Source organism: Pseudomonas sp. GW821-FHT03A09 (assembly GCF_059421065.1).
The window spans coordinates 1-14,006 of record NZ_JBWKUX010000011.1 but is presented as its reverse complement, the minus strand read 5'-3'; the positions used below and the strand labels follow the sequence as shown (position 1 = coordinate 14,006).

Genomic DNA, 14,006 nt, shown 5'->3' with positions numbered 1-14,006 from the left:
CTATCAAAAACCCAATCAACCCGCCGCCGTAGACGGCTCCAACTGCCGCTGCGCCAACCAGATTTCCTCCTGCAACCATCGCCCGAACACCTGTAACTGCGGCGAATCCGTCTGCTCCGGCCGGGTCACCAGCCAATAGGACTGATGCCCCTCCACGTGCACATTCAATACCTGCGTCAACTGCCCGCTGGCCAGTTCCGCTGCGACCATATGCCAATCCGCAATGGTAATCCCCAACCCATCCGTCGCCGCCCGAATCGCCAGGTCCAGCAGGTCGAATTCATAGCCGCCCTGCGTATCCACCCCATGAATCCGTGCCGCGTCCAGCCAGTGCTTCCACGTCAGGTAACGCTGATCCTCACTGGCCAACACATGCAACAAAGTCATCCGATTCAGGTCCACGCCATCACTGCATTCCCGGGCATACAGCGACGGCGCGCACACCGCGATGTGCCGCTCCTGGATCAGCAAGGAACTGTCCAGGCCATCCCACTCGCCATTGCCGAAACGAATGGCGCAATCAAGCGTGCTGGTCTGCGCCAGGCTGTCTTGCAGGCACGTGGTGATGCTCAATTCCAATTCCGGATGGGCCTCACGCAAACGCCCCAAACGCGGCATCAACCAGCGGCTGGTGAAGGTCGGCGGTGCGTTGACGTGCAGGCGGTTGGAGTGGGTTTTCTGCTGGATGCTGCGCACCGTCAGTTCGATCTTGTCGAAGGACTGGTTCAACGCCCGCAGCAAAACGCGCCCGGCGCTGGTGAGTTCGAGGTGGTGATGGCGCCGCTCCAGCAGGTTCTCCCCCAACTGTTCTTCAAGCTGGCGTACTTGGCGACTGACCGCACTCTGGGTCACGTTCAACAGCTCCGCAGCCCGGGTAAAGCTGCCAGTACTGCCGGCGACTTCGAAGGCTTTGAGGGCATTGAGACCGGGCATTTTGCGTTTCATGAAGGGCACTCGAAAACGGCTGACGAGGTGCCAAGCATCCCACGCCATGTAGGAAACCTCCTAGCCAACATGATTTTTTGTATCTACCGGCCCGTCTATCTCAACGATTTGCCTTCGTCTAGCCGACTAACATGCATTTAACGAACGTTTGGCCGCCGATTTAATCGTTTGTCGATCGCAGCACTGATGACAAAACTGCGGGCATCTCTAATAAAAACAACATGAGAGCAGCCCCATGTCCGATTCCAAAGAATTAGCGACCCTGGCCGGCACCACGCCGCACCCTGCCATCGAAGCCCTGTGCAATCAGGTGCAGAGCGGTGAGATCAATCGCCGCCAGTTCCTGCGCACCGCCACCCTCCTCGGCATCACCCTCGCCAGCGCCTCAAGCTTCATCGGCTCGGCCCTGCTCGGCAACGACGCCCGGGCTGCCGAGGCCACGCCCGCACGCCAAGGCGGCAGCCTGCGCTTTGCCTGTGCGATCCAGGAAATCCAGGACCCGATGCTGATCACCTGGATCGAAGCGTCGAACCTGTTGCGCAATGCCTTGGAATACCTGACCTGGGTTGACGCCGACAACATCACGCACCCTTACCTCGCCGAAAGCTGGAGCCCGTCCGACGACCTCACCACCTGGACCTTCAACCTGCGCCAGGACGTGCAGTGGAGTAACGGCGACCGCTTCAACGTCGACGATGTGCAACACAACATCGAACGCTGGATCGCCGCCGATTCCAAGTCGGTCAACCGCACGGCGTTCCAGGACATCAAGGCCTTCGAAAAAGTCAGCGATTACCAATTCCGCCTGCAACTCAAGCGGCCGATGCTGGCGATCCCGGAGATGCTCAACGCCTTCACCTGCGCCATCGTGCACCGCAGTTTCAAGGCCGGTGACGATTGGGCGAAAAACCCATTGGCCACCGGGCCATTCAAGCTGGTGTCATTCGCAGTGAACAAGCAGGCGACCTTCGCCAAGCGTGCCGATTACTGGGGCAAGCCCGCCAACCTCGACGAACTGCGCTACATCGACATGGGCACCGACGTGTCCACCCACCTCGCCGCCCTGCAGGCCGGTCAAGTCGACGTGCTGTACCGGGTGACCGTGGCCGAGCTGGACCTGGCCAAGCGCCTGCCCGGCGCGCAGTTGCTCAGTTGCAAATCCGCACAGACCGTGGTGATGCGCATGGCCTGCGACCAGAAGCCGTTCACCGACCTGCGCATCCGCAAAGCCGTGGTGTTGTGTGCCGACAATGCGCAGATGCTCAAGATCGCCTATCGCGGCATGGGCACCCTGGGTGAAGACCACCATGTGGCTCCCTCCCACCCTGAATATTTCCCACTGCCCAAGCGCAACCGCGACGTGGCGGCGGCGAAAAAACTGCTGGCCGAGGCCGGCTTCCCCAATGGCCTGGACATCGACCTGATCGTGGGCAACACCCAGGGCCGCTATGAGCAGGACTGCGCGCAGATCCTGCAACAGAACTGCCTGGAAGCCGGGATTCGCATCAACCTCAAAGTGGTGCCTGCCGCACAGTACTGGCCGATCTGGGACAAGGCCGCGTTCAGCCTCACTTACTGGGCCCATCGCCCGCTCGGGGTGATGTCCCTGGAGCTGGCCTATCGCGGCGGCGGCGCCTGGAACGAAAGCCACTACAGCGACCCCGACTTCGACGCCGCGCTGGACAAGGCCATGGGCATCATCGATCCCAAGCAACGCGCCGTGGCCATGCAAAGCGTCGAGCAGATCCTGCAGGACGCGTGCGTGATCGTGCAGCCGTTCTGGGGCGACAAGTTCACTGCCGTGAGCAAAAAGGTGCAGGGCTTTGAGGTACACCCTTCCGACTTCTACCCCATGGGCAATGTGTGGCTGAGCGCCTGATTCAAAGGCGTAACCCTCCTTCCCATCTTCTGTCGGAGCATGCACCTGATGGCTCATTTTCTATTGCGCAAACTGCTGATGCTGTTGGCGACTCTGTTGTCGGTGTCATTGATCGTGTTCCTGGCCCTGGAACTGAACATCGATGACGTCGCCATCAACGTCCTTGGCCCCTACTCGGCCGCCGACCAGCGCGCCGCGTGGCTGGTGGAGCATGGCTACAACCAACCCTTTGTGTGGCGCTACCTGGTGTGGCTCAAGGACTTTGTCAGCGGCGACTGGGGTACCTCGGTGTACTTCCGTGAATCGGTGCTCAAGTTGTTGCTGCCGAACCTGATACAAACCCTGACCCTCGCCGGGCTGGCGTTGCTGGTGATGGTTCCCGTGGCGTTGACCCTGGGGATTCTCGCCGGCATCCGCCAAGGCTCGCTGCTCGACCGACTGGTGTCGTGCTTGTCGATCGTCACGACCTCGATTCCCGACTTCGCCAGCGCGGTGTTCGTCTCGGCGATCTTCGTGTTCTGGCTCAACTGGCTGCCGGGCGTGAGCAGCATGAGTGACGGTTTCAGCGCCGTGCAATTGGTGCTGCCGTTGATGGTGCTGTGCCTGTTCGGCATCGGCTACCTGGCGCGCATCACTCGAGCGTCGATGGTCGAAGTGATGCAGTCGCCCTACATCCGCACGGCACGGCTCAAAGGCGCCTCCACCACGCGCATCGTGGTGCGCCACGCCCTGCGCAATGTGCTGATCGCCCCTATCACGGTGATCATGCTGTACATCCCGTGGTTGCTGTCCAACGTGATCGTGGTCGAGGTGTTCTTTGCCTACAAGGGCTTCGGCTCGCTGCTGTACACCGCGTCGCTGAACCATGACGTGTACCTGATCGAAGCCTGCGCCATGGTCAGTGCGGTCGTCGTCGGCATCACCAAGATCTTCTCGGACCTGGCCTATACCTGGCTCAACCCGCGCATCACCCTGCGCAGTCTCGGCGGAGGTGCCCAATGAGCCGTCTGCACGCCTTCAAACATCCATTGGCCTTGCTCGGCTTGCTGCTGGTGGGAGGCTGGGCGGTGATTGCGCTGCTGGCCCCGTGGCTGGCACCCCATGATCCGTTGGAAAGCTTCACCCCACTGCTCACACCGATGACCGCTGGAGACAACGGCCAGAGCTTCCTGCTGGGCACCGACATGATCGGCCGCGACATTCTCTCGCGGTTGATCTGGGGAACGCGCACGGTGTTGTTCTGGTCGATCCTCGCCACGCTCACCGCGTTTGCCGTGGGCATCGCCATGGGCCTGTGCGCCGGTTACTTCAATGGCTGGGTCGACGCGCTGCTGTCGTATGTGGCCGACACCGTGCTGTCGTTCCCGGTACTGGTGTTGTACATCGTGATCATCATTGCCCTCGGCGCCTCGGCCCTGAACATTCTGATTGCGGTGACCTTTACCAGTGCGCCGGCGATCTTCCGCATCATGCGGGCGCTGACCATCGACATCCGCTCCCGCGACTACGTGCTCAGCGCCATCACCCAGGGTGAAGGTTCGTTGCGCATCATGCTGGTGGAGATCCTGCCCAACTGCGGTGGGCCGTTGATCGTCGATTTCTGCCTGCGCATCGGCTACACCGCGATCATGATCGGCGCCTTGGGCTTCCTCGGCCTCGGCCTGCCGCCGCCCACGCCTGACTGGGGCGGCATGATCAACGACGGCCGTGCCATGGCCATCGCGTTCCCGCACCTGGTGATCTTCCCGTGCATCGCGATCTCTACCCTGATGCTGGGCTTGAGCCTGCTGGCAGATGGCCTGGATGAAAACGCCCAGCAAGGCGCAAGGAATTGAGCATGAACCCAGAACCCGTTTTGCGTGTGCAAGACCTGTCGATTGAACTGCCCCCTGGCGCCGACCGCAGCCACGCCGTGCACGGCATCAGCCTGGACGTGCGCAAGGGCGAAATCCTGTGCGTGATCGGCGAGTCCGGCTCGGGTAAATCGGTGCTGTCGGCGGCGATCATGGGCGATTACGCCAAGGGCCTGCGCCATGCCGGTGGGGTCATCGACTTCCTCGGCGACGACATCTGTACCCTGGACGAGGCACGCCTGCGCCAACTGCGCGGCAACCGTATCGCAATGATTTTCCAGGAGCCGATGGCGGCGTTGAACCCGGCGATTCGCATCGGCAAGCAGGTCGAGGAAATCTTCGCTATCCATGCGCCGCAGATGCCCCGGCACGAACGCCGCGAACGCACGCTCGTGCTACTTGAATCCACCCAGTTGCCCGACCCGCCGCGCATCGCCAACAGTTTTCCCCACCAACTGTCGGGCGGCCAATGCCAGCGCGTGGTTATCGCCATGGCTTTGGCGATGAACCCGGATTTGTTGATCGCCGACGAACCGACCACCGCCCTCGACGTGACCACTCAAGCCCAAGTACTGAAGCTGGTGCGCGACCTGCGTGGGCGCGGCCAGCATGGCATTCTGTTTATCACCCACGACTTTGGCGTGGTGGCACAGATTGCCGACCGCATTGCGGTGATGGAAGGCGGCTGCCTGGTGGAAATCGGCGAACGCCATCAGGTCTTGAATGCTCCGGCCCATGCCTATACACGCAAGCTGATTGCGGCGGTGCCGGCGCTGCATCCCGAACTGCATGCGCCTTGCGCCGATGGCGAAATGGCGTTGCGCATCGAGCATCTGACCAAAACCTACAACGTCGGCGGCAGTGCCGTGGCGGCGCTACGCAATGTGTCGCTGAACCTGCCACGGGGCAAGACGCTGGCGATTGTCGGTGAGTCCGGCTCGGGCAAAAGCACCCTGGTCAAGGCCGCGATTCGCTTGGTCGACAGCGACAGCGGTCATGTGTGGGTCGGCGATACCGACTTCCTGGCCTTGCACGGCTCGGCCCTGGCGGCCAACCGGCGGCGTATCCAAATGATCTTCCAAGACCCGTATGGCTCGCTCAACCCACGCCACCGCGTCGGCGACATCATTGCCCGTGCCGCGCAACTGCGTGGGTTATCCGCCAAGGACGCCTGGGCCGAGGCCGGTGATTTGCTCGAACAGGTAGGTCTCAAGCGCGACGCCCTCAAGCGCAAGCCCCGGCAGTTTTCCGGTGGTCAGCGCCAACGCATCGGCATTGCCCGTGCCTTGGCCATGCGCCCGGAAGTGCTGATCGCCGATGAAAGCGTGTCGGCGCTGGACGTGTCGGTGCAAAAACAGGTGCTGGAACTGCTGGCGGACCTGCAGAAGCAGTTGAACCTGAGCATCCTGTTTATCACCCATGACTTGCGCGTGGCGGCGCAGATCAGCGACCACATCGCGGTGATGCGCCAAGGCGAAGTGGTCGAATACGGCACGGCCGAACAGGTCCTGCTCAGACCACAAAACAGCTACACCCAGGCTCTACTCGCCGCGGCTCCGGGGGCTAGCCAGCTACCGGCAGCTGGGCCGCCGCTGCGACTGATCCGCCCCTCCGCGCACTGAGTTCCAACCCTTTCCCGGCGTCGCAGCGACCGCTGCGGCAACGGGCTGCTGTCGCCCAAAATAACGAATAACGAGAGTAAAACCATGCGACCAACCTTACGCTACATCGCCCTGGCTCCCGTGCTCGGTGCCCTCGCGGCACCGGCCATGGCCTATCAGGTCACCGACAACCTCGACCTCGGCGGCGCCGTGCGTGCACGCTGGGACTATGACCCGGACCGCGACATCCAGAAGTTCGGCCTCGACACCGCCTTCCTCAGCGCCAAATACAACTCCGATACCTGGATCGGTGAGGCGCAGTACCGTTTCTATGGGCGTTCATACCCTTACCAGTACACCAAGAACTACGGCGACATCCAGTTCGCCAAGTTCGCCTGGGTGGGCTACAAGTTCAACCCGAACCAACAAGTGCAAGTGGGCCTGAACACCGTGCCGTTCGGCCTGCAACCGTATTTCGGCAGCACCTTCTATGAAACCCTGGGCAACGTGATCGGCCTGGAAGACGTGCAACAGGTCGGCACCAAGTACATCCAGCAAAGCGGCGACTGGAACATCCAGGCCGGTTACTACTTGCGTCCTGCCTGGCAAGGTAAAGGGACCAGCAAGGGCGTGACCTATTCCAGTGTGATCTCCGAAGCCGACAGCTACGTGGCCGACGGCAGCAATAACCAGGAACGCAACACCGTGGTGGTGCGCGTGGCCAAGGCCATGGACCTGGGCGCCTGGAAATCCGAAGTCGGCCTGTCTGGCCTGACCTCCACACTGGAAAACAAAGACACCGGCAATGACGGCCGACGTAACGCCGTGGCCATCCACTACCTGGGCAAGAACGGCCCATGGGGCCTGCAACTACAGGCGGCGCGCCAACAGATGTCGCCGCGCAACGAAGGCACCAATGGTGTGGTGACGCTGGGTGGCTACGACGGCACCTTCAACGTCGCCAGCCGTGGCAACTTGTATGTCGCGGACTTGAGCTACGACGTGGGTGGCAAGTACCTGTTCGATCAGATCAGCGGAGTGAAGCTGTATGCCAACTACAGCTCGTTCGACAAATCCGACAATGAATTCAAGACTTCACAGCGGGTGATCCTCGGTACGTCGTTCTCGTTCAGCAAATTGTGGATTGCCACGGAATGGTTGATCGGCAAGAACGACCCGTACATCGGCGGCAGCAGCTATACCCAGAGTTTGGGGGCTGGGGGTAGTAATCAGTGGGAGAACCAGCTGTACATGAACATCGGTTACTACTTCTAATAGGCGGCGTCAGCACTGACGCCATCGGGGGCAAGCCCCCTCCCACATTTGATCGGCGGCGCGGTCAAAAATGTGGGAGCTGGCTTGCCTGCGATGAGGCCAGTGAAAACACTATAAAAACAATGTGTGGAACCCGAACCATGCGCCACCTCCCTGCCCTCAACATGCTCCGCGTCTTCGAAGAAGTCGCTCGCCACCGAAGCTTCAGCCAGGCCGCCGTGGGCCTTAATGTCACCCAAGGCGCAGTCAGCCGCCAGATCAAGCAGCTGGAAGACTACCTGGGCGTAGCCCTGTTCATCCGCACGCCCCAGGGCCTGTCCTTGACCGAGGCCGGCTTCGCCTTGTCGCCACACCTGAGCGATGCCTTCGACCATATCGAACGCGCCCTGCAAGCCGTGCGCGTGCCCAACCTGCGCCAGCGCCTGCGTATCGTTGCCCCGCCGACCTGGGCCACACGCTGGCTGTCCGCGCACTTGCGGCGTTTCTGTGAGCGCTACCCGGACATCAACCTCAGCGTCACCCACCAAAGCCACCACGACAGCCTCACCGAAATCGACTGCCGGATTCGCTTCGGACTCGAAGCCGACACTCATTGCAGCAGTGAGTTATTGGTGATGGAACGCCATATCGCCGTGGCCAGCCCGGAGCTGTTCGTCGACGGGCAACCACCCGACCTGCGGCGTTTCCCGTTGCTGCATATCCTGCACGACGGCAAACGCTTGAAGGTATGGGAAAACTGGCTCGCGGCCATGGGCCGAGACGATATCGATGCAGACCAAGGCCTGGAATTCAGCACCCTGGACCAAGTGATCCACACCGCCCTGGCTGGTGGCGGGCTGGCGGTCATCGACCGGCAGATGATCGAGCGCGAATTGGCCAATGGCAGTCTGTTGCCGATCACCCCGGTGGAGGTGATCGGGCCGTATGGCTATTGGCTGGATGTGGCGACGGACAAACAGGGGTTATCCAAGGTTCGGTTGTTTACGCAGTGGTTGGGCCAGGTCAGCAATCCCTGACACCGGTAGCGCCTCGGCTTTGCACGCCTGACTCAAGGTCAGCGCCTTGGTTTCCGGCGCCCAGGCCCACGAGATGATTGCACCGAACACCAGAATCGCCGCCAGGATGCCCATGGTCGGGCTCAAGCCGATCCCGGCCACGCTGACCGGCAACAGGAAGGTACTGATCGCCGAACCCAAGCGACTCACCGCCGTCGCCAAACCAATGCCACTGGCGCGTACTTCAGTGGGAAAGCTTTCTGCCGGAAATACCCCAACCAGATTACTCACCGCCGACAGCACCAGCGTGAACACACCAAAGGTCAACACCATCAACCACGCCATGCTCCCCGGCAACACCGCCAGCAGGAACAACGCCGCCGCAAGGATGATGAACGCATTGATCAGGAACCCTCGACGCGAAAACTTCACGGTGCACCAAATCCCCATCAACGCACCGACAATCAGCAGCAGGTTGAGCAGCAGTTCCGTGCCAAACCCCTGGGACAAGCCCATCTTCTGCAGGATCGACGGCAAAAACGTGTAGATCGCAAAATACGGCATCACGATGCACACAAAGAACAGGCAGTTGAACGCCGTGCGCTTGCGATATTCACGGCTGAACAGCACGCCGTAGCCGGAGCGGGTTTGCGCCGACGGCTCCTCATCCAGCACGACATGCTCACCCAAGTGCTTTTTGACGATGGCGCGGGCCTCGGCGATGCGCCCACGATTGACCAGCCAGCGCGGCGATTCCGGGGTGCCGATGCGGGCGATCAGGATCAGCCCGGCAGGGATCGCCGAAGACGCCAGCATCCAGCGCCAGGCGTCGTCGCCCAAGCTGAGCATGGCGGTGCCGACAAAAGTGGCGGCCACGTAGCCGAAGGTCCAGATCACGCTGAACGAGCCGAGCAGCACACCGCGATGTTTCTTCGGCGAGAACTCGGCGAGCATGGCGTGTCCCACGCTGAAATCTCCGCCCAGGCCAATGCCGATGAGGATGCGGCACAGCAACAGGCCCATGGCCGTTTCAGCGTAGAACTGCATCACCGAGGCGACGGTGATCAGTACAAAACTGACCAGGAAGATTTTCTGCCGGCCAAGGGTGTCGGAGATCCAACCGAAAAACAGGCTGCCCAGGAACAGGCCAATCAGGGCCGAAGCACCGATCAAGCCTTGCCAGAAGGCATCGAGCTGCATCTGAGGGCTGAGAAGCGTGAACGCGATACCGATCAGGCCAAGGATATAACCATCGGTGAAATGCGCACCGAAGGTCAGGCCGGCGATTTTCAGATGAAAGCGGCCGATCGGCAGGTCGTCGATCTTGACGGGTTGAGGGGTCATGGTGTTCTCCATATTGTTGTTCTTGACGGAGTAACAGCGGGCTTGCGCTTTGTATTTGCTCTGGGTGGGAGCTGGCTTGCCTGCGATAGCGGTGGGTCAGGTAAAACTGGGTAGCTGGCAGACCGCTATCGCAGGCAAGCCAGCTCCCACATGTTGTCCTGCGGCGTTTTACAAACCGCCCATCAACAGGTATTTGATCTCCAGGTAATCCTCCAGCCCGTATTTGGAGCCCTCGCGGCCCAGGCCCGATTCCTTGATACCGCCGAACGGCGCGACTTCGGTGGAGATGATCCCTTCGTTGATACCGACCATGCCCGCTTCCAGCCCTTCGGCCATGCGCCACACGCGGCCGATGTCGCGGCTGTAGAAATAGGCCGACAACCCAAATGGCGTGTCATTGGCGCGTTCCAGCACCTCGGCCTCATCCTTGAAGCGGAAGCACGCGGCCACCGGACCGAAGGTTTCTTCCTGGGCGATCAGCATGTCGCCGCTGGCTTCGGTAAGAATGGTCGGTTCGAAGAAGGTGCCGCCCAGTGCATGGCGACGGCCGCCGCATAGCAGCTTGGCGCCCTTCTCCAGCGCATCGCCGACATGCGCTTCAACCTTGGCCAGTGCCGCAGAATTGATCAGCGGGCCTTGCTCGGTTTCGCCTTCCAACGCACTGCCGACGCGCATGACGCTGACCGCTTCAGCCAGTTTTCGAGTGAACGCGTCGTACACGCCGTTCTGGATAAAGAAGCGGTTGACGCACACGCAGGTCTGCCCGGTGTTGCGGAACTTGGAGGCCATGGCGCCTTTGACGGCGGCGTCCAGGTCAGCATCGTCGAACACGATAAAGGGCGCGTTGCCACCCAGCTCCAACGAGACTTTCTTCAGGGTATCGGCGGCCTGGCGCATCAACAGTTTGCCGGTACGGGTGGAGCCGGTGAACGACAGTTTGCGCACGACGCTGGAAGCCTGCAGCGCACCGCCAATCGCCACGGCATCGCCGGACACAATGTTGAATACACCGGACGGAATACCGGCCTGTTCAGCCAGTACCGCCAGGGCGAACGCCGACAAAGGCGTCTCTTCCGACGGTTTGAGGATCATCGTGCAACCGGCTGCCAGGGCTGGCCCGACCTTGCGCGTGACCATCGCCAAGGGGAAGTTCCACGGCGTGATCGCGGCCACCACGCCAATCGCTTCCTTGGTCACGATGATGCGTGCATCGGCCTTGTGCGTAGGGATCACGTCACCATAGGCGCGCTTGGCTTCTTCCGCGAACCATTCCAGGAAGCTCGCGGCGTAGACCACTTCGCCCATGGCTTCGGCCAGGGGCTTGCCCTGTTCCAGGCTGAGCAGATGGGCGAGGTCTTTCTGGTTGCTCAGCATCAGCTCGCTCCAACGCTTGAGGCGCTGGCTGCGCTCCTTGGCGGTGAGCTTGCGCCAGCCCGGCAAGGCACGGTTGGCAGCGTCGATGGCGAGGTGGGTTTCTTCGGCGGCGGCACGCTGCACATCGACGATCAACGCACCATTGGCCGGGTTGAGCACCGGGTAGGTCGCGCCACCGCTGGACCATTGGCCATCAATGTAGTTGCCAGTACGGATCAGCGGGTTCATGCCACGGCCTCGGTCAGGTTGAAACGGTCCAGGCCCGGGCGGGCCTCACGCAGGATGCGCTTGCCGGCGGTGTAGTCGTTGATCACGTCGCACGGGGTGTAGTTGCGTTCCAGTTCGTGCAGTTCTTCGGCATCCAGTTGGGTGTCGAGGGCGGCCAGCGCACTGTCGAATTGCGCGGTGGTGTCCGCGCCGACCAGCATCACGTCGACGCCCGGATGGTTGGCGACCCACGCCTGGGCGATCTGTGCGTTGGACACACCACGGGCACGGGCCACACGTTGTACCGAGTGGGCAATGTCGAACGACGCCTGGTCGCTGTACATCTGCTGGGTGAAGAAGTCGGTCTGGTTACGTGTCGACTGCACTTCACCGGTGAGCAAACCACGGGCCAGCGGGCTGAACACCGAGACGCCCAGGCCCTGGTCGCGGCAGAACGGGATCATCTCGCGCTCTTCTTCGCGGTAGGCGCAGTTCAGTTGCAGTTGCATGTTGATCGGTTTGACCCAGCCATTGCGCTCGCAGGCCATCAGTATTTTTGCAAGCTGCCCCGTGAGCATGGTCGATACGCCAATGTAGCGGGCCTTGCCGGAGCGCACGATGTCGTTAAGGGCGCACATCGTTTCTTCGACCGGGGTGTTCACGTCGAAGTAATGCAGCATGAACACGTCGACGTAATCCATCCCCAAGCGACTCAGGGACGCGTCGATGCTGTCCATGATGTGCTTGCGCGAGTGGCCGCTGGCGTTGATGCCGCTGCGGGTGCCGTAGCCGACCTTGGTGGTGACCACGATGTCGTCACGCCGGGCGACGCGCTTGAGGATGCGCCCCACCACTTCTTCGCCGACACCGGCTGAATAGAAGTCGGCCAGGTCGATGAAGTTGACGCCATTGGCCAGGGCATGGGCGACGATGGGCTCGCTTTGTTTTTCGTCGAAGATCCACGGCTTCCAGTCCGGGGTTCCCATGTTCATGGTGCCCAGGCACAGGCGCGAGACTTGCAGGCCGGAGTTGCCCAATCGTGTGTATTGCATGGCAGGCTCCTCAGGCTTTTGGCGTGTAGAAAGGGTTGCTGATGTGGTTGACCACATCGGCCAGTTGCGCGGTGTACGGCGTGCCGTTCAGGGCGGCGCGGATCGCAGTGCGGCAGGCGTTGTAGTTGTTGAGGTAGACGGCGTCCAGATCATCGCAGCCCGGGTTGACCCAGTTGGCGGTGACGATGGCCCACTCGTCTTCAGCTTCAGGCGGCAAGGTGCCGTCGAGCAGGGCTTCCAGGACGGCCTTGGCGATCCCGGCCTGGGACGCGCCCCAGGTGGCATTGCCATGCAGGTCGCTGCCGATGGCAGCCTTGTTGACGTAGAGGGTCATGGGTTTGACCGGAATGTTCGGCTGGGCAATCACCATGAACGGGCAATGGCCTTGGCTTGGGGACGCCAGGCTATTGGCAAAGGCTTGTCCGGCCGGCCCGTTGCGTGGGCCGATGAGGATGTTGATGTGGGCAGCATTGACGCCCGGGCCTTCGAAGCCTTCGCCGATATACAGATCAAGTGCTTTCATTTTCGCAAACGCTCGTTGTTGTTATGGAGAGCTGGTTGGCGAATTTTTAGCACTAGCCTTTGAGGCGGCTGTAACCATTAAAAGTCATAGGGGTGTGAGTTTTCCTCATGGCCCCTACAGATCGAGTTCCATCTTGATAATTTCGATGGAAACCGGGCTGTTGCCACGGCTGAACGTACCCACGCCGACCTTGCGAAAGCCGAAGGCGGCATAGAACTTTTCAGCTGTGAGGGTGGCTTCCAGGTACGCACTGGGATGGCCGGCGATTTTTATCCGCTGCAAGGCTTCATTCAACAGGCGCGCACCAATGCCCTGCCCGGCCGCATCACCGCGGATAAACAATTTGCTGACTTCATGGCCGTCGATCTCGACGAAACCCTGCAAGGTGTCGGTGTACGCCAACCACAGGTTGCCAGCGGCAATGGCCTCGCGATAGGTCGAGGGCGAGCGACCGTCGAGCCACATGGCAATCTGATCGGGGGCATAATCGCCACCGCAGAGGCTTTCGACGGAGTTTTTATGCACCTCGAAGATGCTTTGCGCGTCTTCCAGCAGGGCGGCTCGGATCAGTAGTTTTTTCATTCCCTTGAAATTCCACTGGTAGTCAATGAACCCAGGCTTTATAGCTCAATAGTGCTGCGCCAGCGACTCAAGACCGCACATGTTGTGCGTTGACCTACTTTGTTACACACCATATAGTGTGCCCACAAACACGAATGACCACTACATAGTGTGCAGCATCGGTATTTACCGACCACACTCTGCGCAGTATTTCAATGCCTTGAAGCCTGCAAGACACCTATTTTTCGAGTACCAGGAAGGAGTATTTCAATGCTGAGTTGGGATGAAGTCGATAACGAAGACACCGGTGCAGCGGTGATCAAAGGCGCCAACGCCGGCCACGCCACCGAAGCCAACATGGACCGCCTCGACGGTGCCGGCGCTGCGGCTGCCGTCG

At 61.0% G+C, this 14,006-nt stretch carries 12 protein-coding genes and 1 pseudogene; 7 read left to right on the top strand and 6 right to left on the bottom strand.

Annotated features, from left to right (window positions below):
• Positions 1–15: 15 nt before the first annotated feature.
• Entirely contained in the window at positions 16–945 is a 930-nt protein-coding gene (locus AC07V4_RS19800; RefSeq protein ID WP_492636606.1) for a LysR substrate-binding domain-containing protein, read from the bottom strand.
• A gap of 235 nt (positions 946–1,180) precedes the next feature.
• Between AC07V4_RS19800 and AC07V4_RS19795 the strand changes: the two genes are divergently transcribed.
• The 6 genes from AC07V4_RS19795 (at position 1,181) to AC07V4_RS19770 (ending at position 8,569) form a co-directional block, all read left to right on the top strand.
• Complete coding sequence (locus AC07V4_RS19795) at positions 1,181–2,824, top strand: ABC transporter substrate-binding protein (protein ID WP_492636605.1); 1,644 nt, start codon at positions 1,181–1,183, stop codon at positions 2,822–2,824.
• Between the two features lie 48 nt (positions 2,825–2,872).
• A complete protein-coding gene (locus AC07V4_RS19790) occupies positions 2,873–3,826 on the top strand; it encodes an ABC transporter permease (protein WP_492636604.1) in 954 nt (317 codons plus the stop codon).
• The gene (locus AC07V4_RS19785; protein WP_492636603.1) at positions 3,823–4,659 is read left to right on the top strand and encodes an ABC transporter permease; all 837 of its coding nucleotides are present in this window, start codon (positions 3,823–3,825) and stop codon (positions 4,657–4,659) included. Before AC07V4_RS19790 ends, AC07V4_RS19785 begins: the two co-directional genes overlap by 4 nt.
• A 2-nt stretch (positions 4,660–4,661) precedes the next feature.
• The gene (locus AC07V4_RS19780) at positions 4,662–6,299 is read left to right on the top strand and encodes a dipeptide ABC transporter ATP-binding protein (RefSeq protein ID WP_492636602.1); all 1,638 of its coding nucleotides are present in this window, start codon (positions 4,662–4,664) and stop codon (positions 6,297–6,299) included.
• Between the two features lie 84 nt (positions 6,300–6,383).
• Complete coding sequence (locus AC07V4_RS19775) at positions 6,384–7,553, top strand: hypothetical protein (RefSeq protein WP_492636601.1); 1,170 nt, start codon at positions 6,384–6,386, stop codon at positions 7,551–7,553.
• Positions 7,554–7,693: 140 nt separating this feature from the next.
• The gene (locus tag AC07V4_RS19770; protein ID WP_492636600.1) at positions 7,694–8,569 is read left to right on the top strand and encodes a LysR substrate-binding domain-containing protein; all 876 of its coding nucleotides are present in this window, start codon (positions 7,694–7,696) and stop codon (positions 8,567–8,569) included.
• Here the strand turns inward: AC07V4_RS19770 and AC07V4_RS19765 are convergent.
• The 5 genes from AC07V4_RS19765 to AC07V4_RS19745 all read right to left on the bottom strand — a co-directional run bounded on the left by AC07V4_RS19765 (position 8,516) and on the right by AC07V4_RS19745 (position 13,630).
• Positions 8,516–9,892: an MFS transporter gene (locus AC07V4_RS19765; RefSeq protein ID WP_492636599.1), complete on the bottom strand. Its 1,377-nt coding sequence runs from the start codon at positions 9,890–9,892 to the stop codon at positions 8,516–8,518. The genes AC07V4_RS19770 and AC07V4_RS19765 overlap by 54 nt on opposite strands.
• Before the next feature lie 168 nt (positions 9,893–10,060).
• On the bottom strand, positions 10,061–11,494 hold the full coding sequence (locus AC07V4_RS19760) for an NAD-dependent succinate-semialdehyde dehydrogenase (protein ID WP_492636598.1): 1,434 nt from the start codon (positions 11,492–11,494) through the stop codon (positions 10,061–10,063).
• The gene (locus AC07V4_RS19755; protein ID WP_431752599.1) at positions 11,491–12,525 is read right to left on the bottom strand and encodes an aldo/keto reductase; all 1,035 of its coding nucleotides are present in this window, start codon (positions 12,523–12,525) and stop codon (positions 11,491–11,493) included. The genes AC07V4_RS19760 and AC07V4_RS19755 overlap by 4 nt, the downstream gene beginning before the upstream one ends.
• A gap of 10 nt (positions 12,526–12,535) precedes the next feature.
• Positions 12,536–13,048 (bottom strand): formaldehyde-activating enzyme, encoded by a 513-nt coding sequence (fae, locus tag AC07V4_RS19750; RefSeq protein ID WP_017138437.1) that lies wholly within the window; start codon positions 13,046–13,048, stop codon positions 12,536–12,538.
• Between the two features lie 114 nt (positions 13,049–13,162).
• Positions 13,163–13,630 (bottom strand): GNAT family N-acetyltransferase, encoded by a 468-nt coding sequence (locus AC07V4_RS19745; RefSeq protein ID WP_492636597.1) that lies wholly within the window; start codon positions 13,628–13,630, stop codon positions 13,163–13,165.
• Between the two features lie 249 nt (positions 13,631–13,879).
• On the opposite strand from AC07V4_RS19745, the pseudogene AC07V4_RS19740 reads away from it, so the two are divergent.
• Positions 13,880–14,006: pseudogene (locus AC07V4_RS19740) on the top strand (ribonucleotide-diphosphate reductase subunit beta); the annotation flags it as partial.

What these genes read in the sequence shown, in the direction of transcription:
- AC07V4_RS19775 (WP_492636601.1), top strand. Translation starts at nt 6,384, where the DNA reads ATGCGACCAACCTTACGCTACATCGCCCTGGCTCCCGTGCTCGGTGCC.
- AC07V4_RS19755 (WP_431752599.1), bottom strand. Translation starts at nt 12,525, where the DNA reads ATGCAATACACACGATTGGGCAACTCCGGCCTGCAAGTCTCGCGCCTG.
- AC07V4_RS19790 (WP_492636604.1), top strand. Translation starts at nt 2,873, where the DNA reads ATGGCTCATTTTCTATTGCGCAAACTGCTGATGCTGTTGGCGACTCTG.
- AC07V4_RS19765 (WP_492636599.1), bottom strand. Translation starts at nt 9,892, where the DNA reads ATGACCCCTCAACCCGTCAAGATCGACGACCTGCCGATCGGCCGCTTT.
- AC07V4_RS19800 (WP_492636606.1), bottom strand. Translation starts at nt 945, where the DNA reads ATGAAACGCAAAATGCCCGGTCTCAATGCCCTCAAAGCCTTCGAAGTC.
- AC07V4_RS19745 (WP_492636597.1), bottom strand. Translation starts at nt 13,630, where the DNA reads ATGAAAAAACTACTGATCCGAGCCGCCCTGCTGGAAGACGCGCAAAGC.
- AC07V4_RS19795 (WP_492636605.1), top strand. Translation starts at nt 1,181, where the DNA reads ATGTCCGATTCCAAAGAATTAGCGACCCTGGCCGGCACCACGCCGCAC.
- fae (WP_017138437.1), bottom strand. Translation starts at nt 13,048, where the DNA reads ATGAAAGCACTTGATCTGTATATCGGCGAAGGCTTCGAAGGCCCGGGC.
- AC07V4_RS19780 (WP_492636602.1), top strand. Translation starts at nt 4,662, where the DNA reads ATGAACCCAGAACCCGTTTTGCGTGTGCAAGACCTGTCGATTGAACTG.
- AC07V4_RS19785 (WP_492636603.1), top strand. Translation starts at nt 3,823, where the DNA reads ATGAGCCGTCTGCACGCCTTCAAACATCCATTGGCCTTGCTCGGCTTG.
- AC07V4_RS19760 (WP_492636598.1), bottom strand. Translation starts at nt 11,494, where the DNA reads ATGAACCCGCTGATCCGTACTGGCAACTACATTGATGGCCAATGGTCC.
- AC07V4_RS19770 (WP_492636600.1), top strand. Translation starts at nt 7,694, where the DNA reads ATGCGCCACCTCCCTGCCCTCAACATGCTCCGCGTCTTCGAAGAAGTC.